The organism is uncultured Granulicatella sp., from assembly GCF_963528195.1.
Lineage (GTDB): Bacteria > Bacillota > Bacilli > Lactobacillales > Aerococcaceae > Granulicatella.
The window spans coordinates 1-19,715 of the sequence record NZ_CAURVN010000024.1 but is presented as its reverse complement, the minus strand read 5'-3'; the positions used below and the strand labels follow the sequence as shown (position 1 = coordinate 19,715).

The following is a 19,715-nucleotide window of genomic DNA, read 5'->3' as shown; positions in this document are numbered from 1 at the left end:
AAGAGACGACTTAAGTCGTCTCAAAAAAAGTCTAACTTTTTGGGGTCACTTCATTATCCATTATTGTCCTTGTCTTCTTACCGGAGCAACAGGAACAGCAGTATTTTGTTGTTGTCTTACTGTTGCTGTTTGAGCATTTTGTTGTACTTGACGATTCCCAGCTTGAGGATTAGTTTGTTGGGCTTGTCCATTAGGTGTTGAAGGTGTAGATGAAGAACTTTCTTGATGGAAGTATGCATCATACACTTGTTTTGTAATCCCTGCTGCAAAGTCTGCAGGAATTCCATTTGAAAAATATGGAGCTACCACGGATACAACAATTTCTGGATTATCAGAAGGTGCGTAAGAAGCAAATGTCGAATTTTCTACTTCTTTTTGTTTAAATTGTGGTAATGGTCCACCATAGAACGCTTCTACTGTCCCTGTTTTACCAGAAACAGAAGGTGTATAATTTCTAAACGTATAAGCTGAAGTTCCGTTTTGACCATGTGTTACACGATATAATCCTTCTTTAATATGATCGATTAAACTAGATTCCACTTGTAAAGAATTCATAATTTTTGTTGGAACAACTGTCTCTAAAACTCCAATCCCTCCATCTTTACCTGTTGAATGGATCTCTTTTACTAAACGAGGGGCAATACGTGTTCCACCATTTGCAATAGTAGCCATATATTGAGCTAATTGTAATGGTGTATATAAATCAAACTGACCGAACGCAAAGTCCAGTGCTGAGAAGGCAGCACCTGTTCCACCATTATAACCTTTTCCTTCATTTGGTAAATCAATTCCGGTACGTACACCTAAACCAAACTGAGCATAGTACTCACGTAATTTATCAAAAACGCTAAGATTAATATTTAATTTTCCACCTTTTTTATATTCATATTGACCACCCATACGCATGGCTAACTTAATCATATAAACGTTAGAAGAACGTTCAATTGCATCCAAATCTGTTAATGGAATTTTCCCATCCCTGTTAAATACAGAACTTTTTGGAGCAGAAGCTTCAAATTCAATTGGCTCATCGACAATCGTATTATCTTCTCGTGTAATAACTCCATCCATGTAAGCTGATAGAACTGTAGCTGCTTTAACTGCAGACCCCATCCCGAAAGATCCATTAATCGCACCTAGAGCATCATCTTCAATTCCAGTAACCACATAATTTTCGTTATATTTTTTCTTTTTACCAGTAATCCCTAAAATATCTCCAGATTTTGGATTCATTGCTACAACATACACTCGGTCAGCTGTTGCATCTGATAGACCTTCTACAGCTTTTGTAACAATATCTTCCAATTTCTTTTGGAAATCTGTATCAATTGTCATTACTAAATTAGAACCAGCTTTTCCACCATAACGTTCTTCATGATTGACTACTTCTCCACGATTATTTGTTTGGCTTTGAACCACTGTTTTTGTTCCACTTAAAACTGATTCATATTGTTCTTCTAAATAACTAGTTCCTACACGGTCATTTAATGAATAACCTTGTGTTAATAGAGAACGAACTCTATCAGAAGGTAAACCGGTTGTTTCAGAAGATACTGAGCCTAAAATTGTCTTCAACATATCTCCCATTGGATATTCACGATCCCAATCTGAATCAATATCAATCCCTTTTAACTCTCCAAGACGTTCACTAATACGAGCAACTTCTTGTTCTGTTACAGAATCATTTTTAATCGTAACGGTTGATAAGGCATAAGCACTATTCATCTTCGTAAAAATCGCAATCGCTTGTTTTTCACTATCCGAATAATTAATTTGATCCTCTGTTATATGCGCTAATTGCATTTCATATGTTTGACTATTAGATAAGCCTTCTTTTGTAATTTTCTTTTTTTCTTCCGAAGTTAGTAATTTACTAGCGTCCTCTGGATGAGTGGCAAACCAATAATCTTTTAAATCTCGTTCTCTTAATTTACTAGTATCTACTGTAATGAACTCTGTCAATTTTTTGGCTGTTTCTAACATACTAGCTGTTGTCGCATCTGAAGAACGTGTAAAATTGACGGCTAATTTTGGTTTGTTTCCTACTAATACCTTACCTTTACTATCATAAATTGAACCTCTTGGTACTGCTTTTTTAGCAGTAGAAGTTTCTGTACGTTTCACTAAGGCGATGAAATCATCCCCTTTAACTAATTGAACATACGCTAATCGTCCGATTAATGCCATAAATGAAAAAAACACGATAAAAAATAATAAATTTAATCGAAATGGAATATGTGATTTTTTCTTTAAAGGACGATTTTTTCTTTTATTAATCATGTATTCACATCCATCTTTTAATATTCACTGCTCCATTATAGCATAATTTAGATTTGGTTTAGTAATAAATCTATCAGATTTTAAAATAATTTAACGAAATAAAATAGATTTTTAATCATCCTCTTTTTATGAAAGTTACAAATTTAAATGTTCCTGTATTCTATTTTGTGATATACTTTTCATAAAAAGTTTATTGGAGGATGTTATGAAAAAGTTACCTTTAGCCTTTTCTGGTTGCCTTCTTGGGTTAGCTGGCGCTGGAAATCTTATTTTAGACACATTACCAGAACTATCTCATGTATTTAGCATTATGGGATTAGTCTTATGGATTTATTTTCTTGTTACACATTTACTAGATTGGAAAGAAGCCCAGCAAGAATTAAAGAAACCACCTGTTTTATCAGGAATGGCTACTTTCCCTATGGCAGGAATGATTTTAGCTACTTATGTACTACGTACAGTTCCAAGTGTACCTCTCTTAGCACAAGTTCTTTGGTGGTTCTCATTCCTATTAGATATTGGACTAATCACTTATTTTACAATTCAATTATTAACTTCAAAAGAAAAAATTTATGCAACACCATCTTGGACCGTTTTATATGTTGGAATTGCTGTTGCTGCACTAACCTATCCAGTTGTAGGTATTATCCAAATAGCTTATTCAACGATTCTTTTTGGATTTCTCTTAACCTTTTATTTATACCCACGTATTTATAAAGATTTAAAGCAAAAGCCACTTCCTACAACATTATTAGGACAAGAAGGGATCTATTGTGCTCCGTTTTCTTTACTACTAGCTTCGTTAGTACGTGTATGGGGACAACAGTTACCAACATGGGGATTAATCATGATGATGATCGCATCTCAGGCATTTTTCTTATTTGTTTTAAGTCGCTTGCCTTATATCTTAAAACATGGATTCCAACCTGCATTTTCAGCTTTAACATTCCCAACCATTGTTACAGCAACTTCCTTAAAAATGGCTCAAGGAATGCTACAAAATTCTCTATTGAATATATTCGTTACTGTCGAAATACTCATTAGCTTGACGATTTTAATTTTTGTCTTATTTAGTTATCTAATCTGGACGAAAAAATCTTCAAACTAAAACAAGAAAAGAGGTAAACACTATTTTGAGTGTCTACCTCTTATTTTTATAAATTAACGTAAAGCTCCAATTGTACGAGCAATTTCTTCAAAACTACTATTTGGTTGAATTTCAAATGTTCCTGCCAAAATATTTTCTGCAATATTATTTTCTAATAAATAATCTACAAATGCTTTAGAATCAGTGATAACTCCTGCTTCTTTTAATTTACGAGCAACATCACTTGAAACTTCTCCACTTTCAACTGTAATTGTTACAGGTTTATCTGCAACTTTAGCAGTTGATTTAGTAGTTGCTTCAGTTGTTTGTGTAGCTTGCGTTGTAGCTGCAGTTGTTTCTTCAGTCGTTTTAACAGTATCTGTTACTAATGGTAAATGAACACTATCTAATTGACTTTTCAATGATTCTGGAACAAATGGCCATGCCACAGTTGCTAAAGCTAAGAAAATTGCTGATAAAAGAAAACCTACACCTAAAGAGCGAAATTTTGTTTTACTCATATTACCCCTCCTTAATGTGATCCTGATTCAAAATAGCTATCAATCACTAATTGAACAGTTGAAACTGGAACATTTAATTGTTCAGCAATTTCTTCATAAGAAGCGCCATGACTAAATAAAGTTAGGATATGTTTACGAGTAATGCTGTGTAAATCTTCCTCTTCTTCTGGTTGTGAAATAGTTGGTTCAGTATATGTTGGCTGTGGCTCAAATACTGGTTTTTCTTCTTTCACTTCAAATCTTGGAGTGAAAGTTGGTTCTGGCTCAACAACCGGTTGTGGAATAAATGTAAATTCTGGTTCAGGTTGTGGAGTTTGTTCAACAGGAGCACGATAAATTGGTGTCCCTTCTAACTCTTGAATTTTTTTCTTTAAAGAATACACTTCTCGATTTAATTCTAATAAACCTTCGCTTAATTCATCTAATTCATCTTCATATTGATTGTCTTTTAAGAACAATGAAATGAATAAGAAAAATACAGCTAAAGCTAATAATGCTACTACTACGATCCAAACGTGCATTTTCTCACCTCATTAAAAATATATTTACCTCTATTGTAAAGAATGTTTGAAAAAATCGCAAGTTTATTTTATTACAAGCAGATTACATCTTTACTACTGTATCATAAATCCTAATAAAATAAGAAAATTGTATTTTCATGCATCTCTATTAATCTTGATGAATTTGTTTTTCTTTATGACTTAACACTAATAATTTTTGTCTTAAATCTTCTTCCATATTCGTTAATTCAACTTCCGCTTTTCTTCTTCTTGCTCTACCCTCTTGTTGAATCTTCAATGTTTCTTCTAATGTTTCAATTAAATCTTTTTGAGTTTTTTGTAATGTTTCTAAATCAATAATGCCTCGTTCATTTTCACGAGCTGTTTCAATTGTAGAAATTTTCAACATTTCTGAATTTTTTTGAATTAATTGATTTGTTGTTTCTGACACTTGTCTTTGTGCAGTTACAGCATCTTTTTGGCGTAATAATGTCATCGCAATTGCAATTTGGTTTTTCCATAATGGAATGGTTGTTGTAATCGATGATTGAATTTTTTCAGCTAATGCTTGGTTTGTATTTTGAATTAAACGAATTTGTGGTGCTTGTTGAATCGTCATTTGTCTTGTTAATTTCAAGTCATGATTTCTTTTTTCTAGGCGGTCTAGGAATTGTTCTAAGTCATTTACAACTTGTACATCCATTTGGTCTCCTGTTACACGTGCTTTTTCTAAAGCTTCAGGAATTAATGTTTCTTGTAATTCAACTAATTTTAATTCTCCAGCTGCAATATAAATATTTAAAGCATCAAAGAAATCTTTATTACGTTGATATAATTGTTCCAATGATAAATTATCATTTAATAATCCATTTTTTTCATGGTCTAAACGAATCGCAATTTTATCAACTTGTGATCCCACTTCTTGATATTTTGCTTGCATTTCATAAATACTCTTCTTAATTTTTCCAAAGAATTTTTGGAAGAATCCTTGATTTTCAGCTACTAAATCATTTGGGTCAGTTTCATTTAAACGCTCCATTAAGTCGTTTAAAATATCCCCAATTTCTCCAGTATCTTTTGCTTGTACATGAGAAAGCATTTGATGAGAAAATTCCCCTAATTGTTTTTGAGCTGCAGCTCCATAACTAATAATCGCTTGTAAATTTGTTTCATCAATTTGTTTAGCTAAAGCACGAGCTTGTTCTTGATGTTTTTCATCCAATGTATCGATTAATTTCTTTGGACTTGCTTCTGTTTGTGTTGCTGGAAAATCATGAGATACTTCTGATAATGGTGTTACACTCACTTGTTCACCAAATGGATTTTGAATTAAATCTTCTACTGTTGTTTGTTTTTCTGTCATGTATATTTCCCCCTAAAAATCTTCAAATTCTTCTTTTTGAGATTGCTTTTGAATATATTCCTTTTCTAAATTTAAATCACTAAAATCTTGTGCTTGAAATTTTTGATAGTCAGCCTCAATCTGTAGACAACAGTCATCTATGAAGTCCATTGTTTGATCCAACATTTGGTAAGTTTCCTGTGTTTTAGAAATATGTTGTTCGATTTCAATATATTTTCCCATCATTTCTTCTAAACCTGGTAAATACGTATTTAAAAATTTATCAACGGCGTGTAATCGTTCCGGATGTTGGACAATTTCTTTGAAATAATCTTTTAAAACAGTCACGATTTGATAACGATTTGCTATCGCTTCTAATTTATTATTTTGCTTTGTATAAACTTCGATTTGTTGAATTTGAGTTTTTGCTCGATTCATTTTTTCTCTAAAAAAGGCTACATCGCTTTCTGTTAGACCTGCCTTATTATAAATCTCTTGTTGCTTTTCTGATGGTCCCTCTAATTCTTTTTCTTTATGTAAGTATGTTTTCCAATTTGGTGGATTCATTTCTTTACGGAATAGAACATAGAAAAATATTCCATAGCATAATAAAATAAATAGAAACATTTCTGCAGAACTATGCATTCTTACAAAAACTCTTGAACTGACTGCTACAAAGAAAAATAGCTTAATAGCTTGAATAATATGTTTCTTCATAAGACTTCTCCTTTATCAACTCTCTTAGGAAAATTATAGCATATTCTCATCCCACGACAATGGGACAAAAGTATGATTTCGTAATTTCTCTAAATAAATACTATAGAAAAAATTTTGTAGCTAGTAAAGGACGCCAGCAGCTTCGCATTGCGAATCTCATGGCTAAAATTTGAGCCTTGGTCTCAAATTTTCCTCTAATAAAATCTAATATATCAGATTTTATTACTACTAGTACAAATTTTTTTCTATAGTATTTTTATCATTAGTAAATAATTTTCTGTAACTTTCCTATAAAACCGCTTTCAAAAAAATAAATTTATAGTATAATAAACGTATAAAATGATAAAGGAGTTAGGTGTAATGTGTAAGATTAAGTCTTTGACGAAAGATGACAAATTGTTTTCAATCCTTCTTATTTGTCTTTTGCTATTTCATTATTTTATTAGTGGACATTCCTTACTTTGGATTCTCTATGAATTTGTCATAGCAACAGGAGCTTACTATTTAGTATCTAAATCACCTCTAAGTGATAAGTTTTCTACTTTAGCAAAGAACATAATTGCTGTTTGCTTAATGATTCTTTTAATCGCTCCTCCATTATTTGTTTCTAAAAATAACTCTTGGATTTACCGAACAACTGAATCTGTCGAACAAAACAATTAAAATAAGCTATAAGTAAATATTAAAGAAAAAATTTTGTAGCTAGCAAGGACGCCAGTAGCCCCTTACGGGTCTCTTGGCTAAAATTTGAGCCTGAGTCTCAAATTTTCCTCTAATAAAATCTAATATATCAGATTTTATTACTGCTAGTACAAAATTTTTTTCTTTAATATTTTTATCGTTAGTAAACAATTTTCTGTAACCTTACACTAAAACCGCTTTCAAAAAAATAATTTTATAGTATAATGAACGTATAAAATAATAAAGGAGTTGGTTTTAATGTGTAAGTTTAAGTCTTTGACGAAAGATGATAAATTGTTTTCAATCCTTCTTATTTGTTTTTCGCTATTTGATTATTTTATTAGTGGAAATTCCTTACTTTGGATTCTCTATGAATTTTCCGTAGCAACAGGGATTTATTATTTATGTGTTAAATCGTCTCTAAGTGAAAAGTTTTCTAAAGTAACAAAAGCTGTTATAATGTTCTGCCTAGTTGCTCTTTTAATCGCTCCACCGTTATTTATTTTTAAAAATAACGCTTGGATTTACCGAACAAGTGAATATGTGCAAGCAACACGTCATTTTGTAGAACTAGACAATTCAAGGATTCAAGAAGATATGAAGGATCTAAAGAGACAGCTTCGTTTTGTATATGTTGGACGTGAAACTTGTCCGTATTGTAGAGAATTTGCTCCAAAATTAAAAGAGGCTTCAAGAAGTATTAATGCTACAATTTATTATATTGATACGGAAAATAAGACGGATGAATTAGCGAAGTTTGCAGAACAATATCATATTGATTCTATTCCTACATTATTAGTCTTTAAAGACGGTCAATTACAAGAAACTTTAACAAACAGTAGCGATATCAGCCTAAACGACCTCAAAGAATTTTTTAAGAGTCATAAATAAATATTAAAGAAAAAAAGAGCTTATCGCTAAAAATAGGAATCAAAAAGGAAAAATGATTATATTATTCATTAGGATTTGTATTATGATTGCATCATTAATTCTTATGCATTTCTTTAAGTAAAGAAAAGACTTATATTAGTAGCATACGTAAAAGAAGCCACAAATCATTGTGGCTTCTTTTACTGGAAACTTTGAGACCTTGGCTCAAAGTTTAGCCATGAGATTCGCTTTGCGAAGCTGCTGGCGTCCATTGCTACATATATTAAAGTCTTATCTAAACATTAAATCCATTTCTTATAAATTAAAGCAAGTAATACAATAAATGATACGATAGAAATCCCTACTCCTATCTTCCATCCTTCTGGAATAAAGCTTAATTCAATTGTATGTTCCCCATTCGTAATCGCAAAACCTAGTAAACTATTCCAAATTTTTCTTGTTTCCACGACTTTTCCATCGACTTTTACAATCCAACCTTTATCGTATGGAATCGAAGTAAACATAACAGTACTATCATCTGTAATCGTAACTGTTCCACGAATATGAGAGTTATCCCAATGAGTTAATTGGATTGCTTGATTTTGGCGTTCTTGAATAAATTGATTTGCAACTGAACGATAAGTTTTTGCTAATCTAACACCAGTAAAAGTATATTCTTCATCTGTATTCACTTCAATCTTAAATTCAATAGACTTTCCTTTGGACTGCGAAGCAATATTCACTAATTGAGTCGCTTGATAATTATTTAAGAAGTGATATTCCTCTCCATTGAGATACATCTTAATATTATTTTTATCATTTCTTGAGAAACGTGTTGGTAAAGTGATCCAATACTCTTCATCTGTTTGAGGAGTAAAACGGTACGTTATGCTAGCTGGTTTTGAAGAATCAATTCTTTGATACGTCTCTGCTCTTTCAACTGCTAAAAAATTATCAGTTGTAATTTCATTTGCTGCTAACATCTCCAAATATTTAACATCTTCTCCTAATTGAGCTGCTGTAATTTTATTATAGTTTTGAATCGGTTGATTCATCCTTAATTCTAATGAAGCTAATTTTTCATTCACTCCAAATGCTATTGGAAGAGTTTGTGGAATTTGAAATACTTCTGTTCTCTCCTCTTCATAAACTACAGGAGTATTTTCTGTAATATCTAAACGAGTCGCATATTTTCCAAACACATACATTTTACTTGTATCTGGATAATCCTTCGTATAGACCGGTTTAGGCGTCATCCAATATTTTAAACTGAATAATGCATCACTTAATGGTGTTCCATAATAATAAGTGGTCGCATTGATCCCGTTATTTCCTAATTGTTCAAATAAATCTCTTGTTGAATTTTCCAAATTAGAACTAAACACAGACATTCCAGGATAATCCGCCATAAATGGATCATTTTTACTTAAATGGAAGCTTCCATGAATACGATAAAATTCTTTTTCATTTGGTCGAATTGGAGCTACTGCTGTTTGTAATTGTTTTACAGCATCTTGATATTTATATGCATCCGTATAACCCACTCTCGATTGAACAATCGTTGCATTCATCATTAATTCAATTGCCGTTACTGCTGCCAAAAAGGCCCATCTTTTATGAATTTGTGGCCACACTAAAATAGATAACATTACAAAAATCAATGCCAATGTCGCAATTTTTTGTGGAACAATTAAGAAGGAATACTGTCTTGTCATCACTAAAATGAAAATTAAAATCATGACTCCAGCGACTATTAATGATTTTTTCCAATTTAATTGCTCGACTTCTCTTAAGGATAAATAAGCTAGATAAACGAAGAAAAATGCCATAATCCAAGAAAATCTATAGAAGAAACCTGCAGGATTTTGTCCCATATGCCATAATTTACTTGTAAATTCATGAACACAAGATAGAATAAAAACAATTAAGACACCTAAAGAAGCCATTTTTTCTCTTTTTTGAATGTTAGAACTTAAGAAATAATAAACTGTTCCTATCATTCCTAATGAGCCTACATAAATATTTGGTAAGTTTGGACCTGCTGGCCATGAAGAATTATCAAATGCTCCTAAAAATAATTTTGAAAAAATATCTAGAGGATCAATTTGTAATTTCCATTCAAATAATAATTTACTTTCAAGTCCACCTTTAGTAGAAACTAAGCTCATTAAAATTGGAACAATAATAAAGGCTACTAAACCAACTGCTAAAATAGAATATAAGCCTAGTTGAAGCAATTGAATAAACCCTTGTTTAAACGTTCTATCTTTTGATTTGAATAAATAAAACAATGCATAGATAACTACAAAAATACAAATCATATATCCCATGTAAAAATGCAGTAATAAAGCTAAAGCTAACAATAGGACATAGCGTTTGGCACCTATTCTATCCAAAACTTCTTCTACACCCATTAGTACAAGTGGTAACATAATCATCCCATCATAAAAAATAGGATTCATTTGATAACTAACATTAAATCCATTCAAAGCATATAAACTTCCAAAAAGGGGTAGAAATTCAGGATTTTTTTCTAAACCATTATATCGCTTCACAAAAAAATGTGTCCAAGTAAGTCCCATTACTCCATATCGAAGACCAATGGTTAACATTACCGCCCATTGAAAGTTTTGTTCTGAAAAGAAGAAATACAATACATTAAACGGACTAATTAAATTAAATCCCCAAATACCAAGCATTCCTCCGCCAATGGATTTTGAAAAGGAATAGAAAAAGCTATTCCAATCTCCATTTAAGAAGAAATGTTTCAAATAAGCATATAATCCAATATATTGCGCATTAAAATCTACTGCCATTAGTGATTTTGCACCAAATGGGAAAAATCCATTAATGATCCACGAAACAAGCATAATGCCAATTGGTAGGAAGAAACTCGTTAAGTAAACTACTTTCTTTTTACTCATCTTTCTCCTCCTCAAAATTCGTTTTATCCACTAAATAATGAGGACGTTTTTTCACTTCATAATAAATTTTCCCGATATACTCTCCTAAAACTCCAATAGAGATTAACTGAATTCCCCCTAGTAAGACAACTGCAAAAATCGTTGTAAAATAGCCACTCACTAAGGAACTTGGATCAATCATATATTTAATAAACATCCACACGATATATAGCACAGATATTAATAAACAACCTAATCCCAAATTAATACACGCACGTAATGGTTTATCATTAAATGATAAAATCCCTTGAATGGCATAATTCCATGAAAATTTTAAGGAGTATTTTGTTTCTCCTATTTCACGAACATGATTTTCATATTCAATGACTTTTTCCTTGAACCCAATCCATGAGAAAAGCCCTTTTGAAAAACGATTATATTCATTCAATGATAAAATCGCTCGTACTGCTTTTCGACTAAATAAGCGAAACTCAGAAATTCCATCCGTTAAAGGTGTATCCATTAGTCGATTGGCTAATTTATAAAAACGATTCGCTAGAAAAGTACGAAATTGGCTTTCACCTGTTCTTGTTCTACGACCACTGACGACATCATAGCCTTCTCGATACGCTTCGATCATTTGAGGAACAAGTGCAGGTGGATGCTGTAAATCCCCATCCATTAAAATAACGGCTTCGCCCGTTGCGTATTGTAATCCAGCAATCGTCCCAGCTTCTTTCCCAAAATTACGGCTAAAACTCAAATAGCGAACTCTCTCATCATTTTTGGCAATTTCTAATATTTTTTCAAAAGTTTTATCTTTACTTCCATCATCAATTAAAATAATTTCAAATTCTTCTGTTGTTTGTTGATTTAGTACATGAACTAATTCACTGTACATTTTTTCAATCATTCTTTCCTCATTATAAAAAGGAATCACTACTGATATTTTCATACTTTCTCCCTCGGTCATTATTCTCTTCCTCGTTATCATACCATGTTTTAATTTTTTTGAGTATGAGAAAAGTGTATTTAACAAATAAAATCCATAAAAAATAACTAAGTAACAAATTGCTACTTAGTTATTTTGGATTTTTCAGGTTCTATATTTAATCAATTTTTTCCGAACAAAATAGGTATGAGTTATTCCCACAATGAGAATGATTAGAAAAGCATAATCTAATTTAGTATAGGCGATACAATAGATACATATACATATAATAACTGAACGAAATAAATTCCATTTAGAATTGGAAGAATCATTACCCCAGTTCTTAAAAATATATATTGTAAGAACTAAAAAACAACTCCAACATAATACTTGCCCACTTATAAATAAAATAGGATATTCCATATCAAAATTCTGCCTTAATTGTGTATTTGCCAGAAGCGCAACAACAGTAGCCAACATTGACAAAATTCCAGTTGAATAAATTTTCATTTGTACACACCTACCTTTTATTCTATTATTCAATGATTATAGCTCTTTCTTTTGCTATATTATAAAACGTTAACCGCTTTCAAACAAGTGTTGACTTGCATTTTCATGTGAAGTTTCACGCAAAAAGCACCTAGCTTCTTTGAACTAGGTGCTTTAAATATTTACATCTGTTCTTGTTTTCGAATCCATCTCCGTATCCCCATAATTCCAAAGACAAGCCATAGAAATACGATTAAAAAGCAAATCATAAAAAATTCTTCTGGCAATACTTCGATAATTGGATCTAATTTTGGATCAAATATCCATGCTGAATTATGGAAAAATAATTCATGGAATTTTACAAAAATAACATCAAAAAAGCTCACTAAACATACGACAAATAATAGTGTAGCATATAATATTCCTTTTAATGGAGTAAGTAATAGGAATAATTTTCTTTCTTTTTTAAATCCTTTTATCCCAACAAATGAAACAATCGTAGAAATCACTGCAATGACAAAATTAATCATAAATAAACGTTTCACTTCTTCAAAGTGAAATAATCCTTGAGGAGAACTTGGAAAATCTGGCATCACTAATTCCTTAATCCAAGGTCTTGTTAAATAAGAAATTAACACATGATAATTTTCCATTAATTTTGCTGTAGAAATTCCACTATACTGTTCTAAGCCAAATAATAAAATGACACCTCGAAATAGTGGCTCAAAAAAGATGACAAAGGTAATTGCTGTACTCAATAAGAACAATGCTAAGACAATCGAAAAACTCCATCTTTTTATGGTTGTAGACATTCTTATACCTTCCACTCACTTAAATTATTGACTAGATGCGTAGGCTGTACTACTCCTTCTAAATCTTCTCTTGTAGAGAATCCTGTTAAAACCATTAATGTATCCATTCCATACTGAATTCCAGCTTGAATATCTGTTTGGTAGTTATCTCCAACCATTGCAATATCTTCTTTAGTAAAATGTTGCTCTGGATATTGTTGATTTAAATAGTTCAATGCGGATTCCATAATAATACTACTTGGTTTTCCCATCACAATTGGCTCTTGTTGTGTAGACATTTTTAAAAATGCTGTAATAGAACCTGATCCTGGAATAAATCCTTTTTCACTTGGAAGATTAGAGTCGATATTTGTTACAACAAATTTTGCCCCTGCACGAATGGCTAAAGTGGCCGCTTCTAATTCAGCATAAGTTGTATCACGATTTAGTGACTGTAAAACAACATCTGGATTTTCCCCTACAAGTTCATATCCTCTTTCTACTGCTTGAGATTTTAATGCTTCTTCTCCGACAATCATTAATTTTTTGCCAAAGTTTTGACTTTCTAAAAAGTCCATAGCTGCCACTCCACTTGTATAGACTTCATTTTTAGTCACTTCTACTCCATAATTTTCTCTCAAATTATCAGCGACTTGTTGTGGAGTTTTGGTAGCATTATTCGTTACAAATAAAAATGGAATATTGGCTTCCTGCAATCGACGAATAAAGTCTTCTGCTGTCGGAATACGTTCTTTTCCTTTATACATTGTTCCGTCTAAATCAATAAAATATGCTTTATACATGCTTATTTCCCTCTTTTTTGTGGTTTTTCTCGAATATCAAATCTCTTATTAGGATGATTATTTTTTTGTTTCATTGGTGTATTTTTTTGATATTTTGTTTGTTCCACTTCTTTTATTGAGAAATTACGTCCTTGACGTTTATTTTTCAATGTTTGTGGCGAAGATTGCTTATTATCCATATGCAAACTTTCTTTATGCGTCATTTCTTTCAACCCAAAATCTTGTTTTGGTGATTCTTTCATATCAAAATTACGTTTTTTAGGTGTAAAACGATTATTTTTTTGCGTATTTCCTTTAAAGTTCTTGTCTTCCACTCGTTCATTATTCAAACGTCTATTATTTCTTTTTTGTTGTTTATTTTTTGGACGTTTTGGAATTCCTTCATCTTCTAGAACAACTGGTTTTACGTTTGGATCTCTCTTTAATACAAAATAACGACATCCAAAATTACAAAATTCGTATAAATACTCTTGTAAACAAGTAATATCCTTATCCGGAGTAGCTAATCGATTTTTTGATTCATAAAATCCTTTTAGACGTAATTTTTCATGTCCCCAATCACCAACAATATACTCATATTTATCAAAAATATTTTGATAACGTGCATTAAAGGCATCTAATTCAAAACCTTCACGATAATCTTCAACAATTTCATAATGTACTTCTTTAATTTTCACATGAGTTTCGTCTACCCAAAATACGACACGTTCTACTTCCTGTTCTTGAGGTGCGACGATTTCTTCTAAAACTTCATTTAATTCATTCACAGTTGTTTCTTCTTTTACTTCGCTCATAAAAATTCCTTTCTTCTTAATTTTCTAGATTGTCAAACCATTCTGCTCTAGTTAGCTGTTGTAAATCTTGTGGTGTTAATTCCATTTGTATTCCTCTCTTACCTGCTGAAACTCGAATCATCTCTTGTTCTTTAGCACGTAAGTCAATATAAGTTGGAAAACTTTTCTTCATCCCCACAGGTGAACATCCTCCTCGAATATATCCTGTCAAACTTTCTAATTGAGATACTGGGATTAGCTCTACTTTTTTGTTTTTAGATGCTTTTGCTAAAGCCTTCAAATTCAATTCATGATCAGCTGCAACACAAGCTACTAAATAACCTGTTTTATCTCCGTGTAATACAATTGTTTTGTATACTTGCTCCACTGAAATGCCCATTTGTTCACTCACATGAACAGCATCTAAATGTTCTTCGTCCCATTCATATTCAAAAATTTGATACTGAACTTTTTGACGTTCTACCATACGAATGGCATTTGTTTTTATATTAGCTTTCTTTTTCATAATCTCCAACTCCTACTGCATTAGTGTATCATATTTTCGCTTGAAAATCAGTTAGATTTCCCTAAACTTATGAAAACACGAAAGAAAACCGTAAAGAAAGAAACATTCTATTTCTTCCTCTACGGTAAGTTTCATTAAAATAATGATTTTAATTCAATCGATGGATGTTTGTCTTTAAACCAATTCAAGGCAAATTGATTTTCAAATAAGAATACTGGTTGGTCAAATCTATCTCGACATAATAAGTTACGACTTGAAGACATATTTGGATCTAAGTCGGCTTCATCAATCCAACGAGCAATTTTACTACCAATTGGTGTCATCACTACTTCCGCATTATATTCATTCATTAAACGGTATTGGAACACTTCAAATTGTAGTTGACCAACAGCTCCAAGAATATATTCCCCTGTATGATAAGTTTTATATAATTGGATGGCTCCTTCTTGCACTAATTGCTCAATTCCCTTATGGAATGATTTTTGTTTCATTACATTTTTTGCAGCCACTTTATTGAATAATTCCGGTGTAAATTGTGGAAGTGGTTCAAATTGAATTGCTTGTTTACCACTATAAATCGTATCTCCAATTTGGAAATTTCCTGTATCATATAACCCGATAATATCTCCAGCAACTGCTGCTTTGACGGTTTCACGAGAATCTGCCATAAATTGCGTTGTATGAGATAATTTCATTTTCTTTTGAGAACGATTTACGGTAATATCCATTCCCGGTGTAAATTCTCCTGAACAAATTCTGACAAAGGCAATACGATCTCGGTGAGCCGGATTCATATTCGCTTGAATTTTGAAAATAAATCCACTAAATTGTTCTTCTAATGGTTCAACTTTTTCTCCAGATTCTGTTTTCTTAGCTGAAGGACTTGGTGCAAAATCAACAAAGGCATCTAAAAATGTTTGTACACCAAAACCTGTTAAGGCAGATCCAAAGAATACTGGTGTTAATTTTCCATTCGCAATCGCTTCTTTACTAAAATCATTTCCTGCTTCTAATAATAATTGTGCATCTTCGATGGCTTGTTCATATAAAGTCGATTGTTTGAACGCATAATCCCCTTCAACTTCTCCATCTTCATTTAATGGTAAGAAGTCATTATCCCCATTTTCTTCAGGATGCATTAATTCTACACGCTTATTATAAATATCGTATAGCCCTAAAAATGTTTTTCCCATCCCCATTGGCCAGTTCATTGGATAAGCATCAATACCTAATACTTCTTCTAATTCTGCAATCAACTCTAATGGTTCACGACCATCACGGTCTAATTTATTAATAAATGTAAAAATTGGAATACCACGCATACTACAAACTTCAAATAATTTCTTCGTTTGAGGCTCAATCCCTTTAGCACTGTCAATAACCATGACTGCACTATCTACCGCCATTAATGTACGATACGTATCTTCAGAGAAATCCTCGTGCCCTGGTGTATCTACGATATTAATATGATTCCCATCATATTCTACTTGCATCACAGAACTCGTTACAGAAATCCCACGTTGTTTTTCAATTTCCATCCAGTCCGATTTTGCGAATTTACCAGTCTTTTTCCCTTTAACAGTACCTGCTTGACGAATCGCTCCACCATATAATAATAATTGTTCAGTAATCGTTGTTTTCCCCGCATCCGGGTGAGAAATAATAGCAAAAGTCTTACGTGAAGAAACTTCTGCAGCTAATTGATTTGACATGTATATATCTCCACTTCTATATTTTTTCTTAAACGTTTCTTTAGTATTATAGCCGATTTTACAGTTTTTGAAAAGCAAGGTCCTATGCAATTTCACATTTTCAAGAAATTAAAATTCTTTATCATTCCACCCTATAATCCATTGGTTTTATCATTTTTTTGTGCTATCATACTTACATCAAGGAGGGATATTATGAATCAATCATTAACCATTGCTTATATTAGCTTAACAGGCAATACTCATAGTTTTGTCACAAAATTAGTCGAGTATTTTAAATTTCAACAATCCTCTTTACAAATCCAATTAATCAATGTTAAAGACATTATTCGGGATCATACAGAATTTTTTGAATTAGAACAACCTACGATTGCATTTCTTCCAACTTATTTAGAAGGTGGAAATGGTGTAGATACAGGCTATACTGAAATTCTCACCAATCCTCTTGGAGACTTTCTTGCCTACAATGACAATTACAAAAAATGCTTCGGCATAGTCGGTAGTGGAAATCGAAACTTTAACAAGCAATTTTGTTTAACCGCTCGCCCATCTTCTGCGCGCTTCCACTTGCCTGTATTGGATGACGTCGACTTACGTGTTACTCAAAGAGATACCGAAAGAATTGGACAAATGATACTTGAAAAATTGAATACTATATAGAAAACGAGACGATTAAATCGTCTCGTTTTTTTACTCTTTATGAAATCGTCCATGTCCCCATCTTTTTAGTACTAGATTTTAAAGCGTTAGCGATTGAAGCGTCAACTTCTAAACTTTCTAATTCTTTTGGAATCACAATTTTTTCTAAGAAAATAGTTGATTCATCTACAAATCCTTCTTGTATAAATCTATTATCCTTTAGAACATACTGTGTAGCAATTCTACTAGCTGAAGAAACTGTATCCCGTATTTCTAATAGATTTTTCGATAGTTTATAAGAATCATTCCCCATTTGAACATAAATAAAATTTCTATCCTTCCCTAGATAAATGACTCCTTCTTGAAGTTGAGTCTTTTGATACAATTGGTCAGGATATTGATTGGGATTATTTTTTCTACGATAACTTTCCTGTTCAACAACAGAATAATGTTCTTTTGAAAATGGCTTTCGTACATACTCACGCACAGCTGGGGTTAGTTGGCTCATCCACTGAATGGTAGAATGGTAGTTTACAAAATTTCTCCCTAAATATATTCCAGTTGGAATGATTAAAAAAATTGCTAATAGAAGACTAATAATCTTTTGCTTTTTATTCGCATACAAAAGCATCACCAGCAAAAAGAATAATGTTAAAGCTATTCCAATAACTCCTAGCCAAAACTTGTCATAGTAAAATTTTTCAGCTTCTACAAATGTTTGATATAAATCTACTTCATTCATAACCTTCTCCCCTTTAATACCTTTCATTATACTTCTATCAGGAATTCTTGAAAAGGCGTTATACAAATATGTTTATAAAAAAATCCTGTCGGTGATTTCTCACCAACAGGATTTGTCGAATCGTTATAGAACTTTTATTCTAATATTACTCTTCTTCTTTTTTCTTTGATGTAGTTACAAGACCTAGGCTTGCTAACACAGTCATTGCTGCTGAACCAAAGATTGAAATTTCGTTACCCGTACCAGTATTTGGTAATACTTTTTGATTTGAAGCTTTTGTCTCTTGAGATGTAGTTGAAGGATTTTCTTTTACATCTTCAGTTTGAATTACAGTAGGTTGTTCTGAATTATTAGAAGGTACTACTGTTGGTTTTGAATCTTCTTGAGTATTATTTTGTTGTTTATCCTCTTTAGAGCTTTCAACAACTTCAACTGGGACAAATACTGTTGCTTCTGTTCCATCTGCTAATCTTAAAGTTACTTTAGCAAACTTTCTGCCTACTGTAGTTGTATCAGGTAAGTCTATGCTAACGACCGTAATACTCTCTGGTAAGTTTAGTTTAGCAATGATATCAGCTTGACGAATCGCCTCACCGCGTTCAGCTATTACTGTTCCAGTAACAGATGCTTGTAAAGCTTCTTCAACCTTCAATTCTGGAAGATCAAAGACTAATGTATCTTGATCCATTTGGTATAGGAATGTGCGTAAAGCTTTATCGATTTCTATTTGTTTTTTAGACTTATCGATTTCCTCTAATGCTTTTTTCTTTAATCTCTCAACTCTGTCAATTGATTTTTCTTTTTCTTGAACAGAAAGTTTTTTATCTGCTTTAATGCTAACAATTTTTTCATTTGCTAACGTTTCAACAACTTCTCTAGCTTCTACAGCATCTAATAAAGATTTTTTCGCATTTTCTAAAGAATCTTTTGCCTTAATCGCCATTTCTAAAGCTTTGTTAACTTCAATCTGTGAAGCATTTTTATTATCGATAACTTTTTTTATTTCTTTTAAAAGTTTTTCTGATTCTTCTTTTACTTTTTTATATTCATCGATTGTTGCTTTAGTTTTTCCGTTTGTTGGATCTTCTTGGATTAAATCATTTAATACGTCATTATTATTCATTAGTTGTGCTTTGTTTGTTGCGGCTCCAGTTAATGCTGCTTTAGCTTCTGTGATGGCTCTTAAGGCTGCATCTACTTGGTCTTGTGTCGCATTGTTATTTGAAAGCACTCCTGCGGCTGCTGATACTGCGTTGTCATATGCTTGTTTCTTCGCTGGATCTTTTTCGTTGTAGTACTTCGCATCCGTTGTTTTTGTTCTTTCAGCATCTGTTGTTGATGCTTCTCGTAATGCTTCTTTGTTTGTTGCGGCTCCAGTTAATGCTGCTTTAGCTTCTGTGATGGCTCTTAA

17 protein-coding genes are annotated in these 19,715 nt (G+C 32.1%); 3 read left to right on the top strand and 14 right to left on the bottom strand.

Annotated features, from left to right (window positions below):
- Nucleotides 1-60: 60 nt before the first annotated feature.
- Nucleotides 61-2,280, bottom strand: coding sequence for a penicillin-binding protein 2 (locus tag RWR88_RS06500; protein ID WP_314349046.1), 2,220 nt, complete (start codon nucleotides 2,278-2,280; stop codon nucleotides 61-63).
- Between the two features lie 205 nt (nucleotides 2,281-2,485).
- Here RWR88_RS06500 and RWR88_RS06495 point away from each other — a divergent pair, with 205 nt between their 5' ends.
- Entirely contained in the window at nucleotides 2,486-3,388 is a 903-nt protein-coding gene (locus RWR88_RS06495; RefSeq protein ID WP_314451280.1) for a TDT family transporter, read from the top strand.
- Between the two features lie 53 nt (nucleotides 3,389-3,441).
- Here the strand turns inward: RWR88_RS06495 and RWR88_RS06490 are convergent, their stop codons facing one another.
- From RWR88_RS06490 to RWR88_RS06475, 4 genes are all read right to left on the bottom strand, one after another.
- Nucleotides 3,442-3,888, bottom strand: a complete 447-nt coding sequence (locus RWR88_RS06490; RefSeq protein WP_314349044.1) for a hypothetical protein — start codon at nucleotides 3,886-3,888, stop codon at nucleotides 3,442-3,444.
- Nucleotides 3,889-3,899: 11 nt separating this feature from the next.
- Nucleotides 3,900-4,409: a helix-turn-helix domain-containing protein gene (locus RWR88_RS06485; protein WP_314349043.1), complete on the bottom strand. Its 510-nt coding sequence runs from the start codon at nucleotides 4,407-4,409 to the stop codon at nucleotides 3,900-3,902.
- Nucleotides 4,410-4,557: 148 nt separating this feature from the next.
- The gene (locus RWR88_RS06480; protein WP_006702995.1) at nucleotides 4,558-5,751 is read right to left on the bottom strand and encodes a toxic anion resistance protein; all 1,194 of its coding nucleotides are present in this window, start codon (nucleotides 5,749-5,751) and stop codon (nucleotides 4,558-4,560) included.
- 12 nt (nucleotides 5,752-5,763) lie between these two features.
- Nucleotides 5,764-6,447, bottom strand: a complete 684-nt coding sequence (locus RWR88_RS06475; RefSeq protein WP_314451277.1) for a 5-bromo-4-chloroindolyl phosphate hydrolysis family protein — start codon at nucleotides 6,445-6,447, stop codon at nucleotides 5,764-5,766.
- A 939-nt stretch (nucleotides 6,448-7,386) separates the two neighbouring features.
- Between RWR88_RS06475 and RWR88_RS06470 the strand changes: the two genes are divergently transcribed.
- On the top strand, nucleotides 7,387-8,019 hold the full coding sequence (locus RWR88_RS06470; protein ID WP_314451275.1) for a thioredoxin family protein: 633 nt from the start codon (nucleotides 7,387-7,389) through the stop codon (nucleotides 8,017-8,019).
- Nucleotides 8,020-8,300: 281 nt separating this feature from the next.
- Here RWR88_RS06470 and RWR88_RS06465 read toward each other — a convergent pair whose 3' ends face one another.
- From RWR88_RS06465 to RWR88_RS06435, 7 genes are all read right to left on the bottom strand, one after another.
- Nucleotides 8,301-10,922 carry a YfhO family protein gene (locus RWR88_RS06465; RefSeq protein WP_314451273.1) on the bottom strand — a complete coding sequence of 874 codons (2,622 nt, stop codon included), beginning with the start codon at nucleotides 10,920-10,922 and terminating at the stop codon, nucleotides 8,301-8,303.
- Nucleotides 10,915-11,856, bottom strand: coding sequence for a glycosyltransferase PgfS (locus RWR88_RS06460; protein ID WP_314451272.1), 942 nt, complete (start codon nucleotides 11,854-11,856; stop codon nucleotides 10,915-10,917). Before RWR88_RS06460 ends, RWR88_RS06465 begins: the two co-directional genes overlap by 8 nt.
- Before the next feature lie 647 nt (nucleotides 11,857-12,503).
- Nucleotides 12,504-13,133, bottom strand: a complete 630-nt coding sequence (locus RWR88_RS06455; RefSeq protein WP_314451271.1) for a TIGR01906 family membrane protein — start codon at nucleotides 13,131-13,133, stop codon at nucleotides 12,504-12,506.
- Between the two features lie 2 nt (nucleotides 13,134-13,135).
- The gene (locus RWR88_RS06450; RefSeq protein WP_314451269.1) at nucleotides 13,136-13,915 is read right to left on the bottom strand and encodes a TIGR01457 family HAD-type hydrolase; all 780 of its coding nucleotides are present in this window, start codon (nucleotides 13,913-13,915) and stop codon (nucleotides 13,136-13,138) included.
- Between the two features lie 2 nt (nucleotides 13,916-13,917).
- The gene (locus RWR88_RS06445) at nucleotides 13,918-14,709 is read right to left on the bottom strand and encodes a YutD family protein (RefSeq protein ID WP_314451267.1); all 792 of its coding nucleotides are present in this window, start codon (nucleotides 14,707-14,709) and stop codon (nucleotides 13,918-13,920) included.
- A gap of 16 nt (nucleotides 14,710-14,725) precedes the next feature.
- Nucleotides 14,726-15,214: a Cys-tRNA(Pro) deacylase gene (gene ybaK / locus RWR88_RS06440; protein WP_314451265.1), complete on the bottom strand. Its 489-nt coding sequence runs from the start codon at nucleotides 15,212-15,214 to the stop codon at nucleotides 14,726-14,728.
- 134 nt (nucleotides 15,215-15,348) lie between these two features.
- The gene (locus RWR88_RS06435) at nucleotides 15,349-16,926 is read right to left on the bottom strand and encodes a peptide chain release factor 3 (protein WP_314451263.1); all 1,578 of its coding nucleotides are present in this window, start codon (nucleotides 16,924-16,926) and stop codon (nucleotides 15,349-15,351) included.
- Nucleotides 16,927-17,118: 192 nt separating this feature from the next.
- Between RWR88_RS06435 and nrdI the strand changes: the two genes are divergently transcribed.
- Entirely contained in the window at nucleotides 17,119-17,583 is a 465-nt protein-coding gene (gene nrdI, locus RWR88_RS06430) for a class Ib ribonucleoside-diphosphate reductase assembly flavoprotein NrdI (RefSeq protein ID WP_314451261.1), read from the top strand.
- A 37-nt stretch (nucleotides 17,584-17,620) separates the two neighbouring features.
- On the opposite strand, the gene RWR88_RS06425 is transcribed toward nrdI, so the two are convergent.
- Both RWR88_RS06425 and RWR88_RS06420 read right to left on the bottom strand, forming a co-directional pair.
- A complete protein-coding gene (locus RWR88_RS06425) occupies nucleotides 17,621-18,304 on the bottom strand; it encodes a hypothetical protein (protein ID WP_314451259.1) in 684 nt (227 codons plus the stop codon).
- A 145-nt stretch (nucleotides 18,305-18,449) separates the two neighbouring features.
- The coding region (locus RWR88_RS06420; protein WP_314451257.1) for a DUF1542 domain-containing protein at nucleotides 18,450-19,715 on the bottom strand (1,266 nt) is incomplete at its 5' end.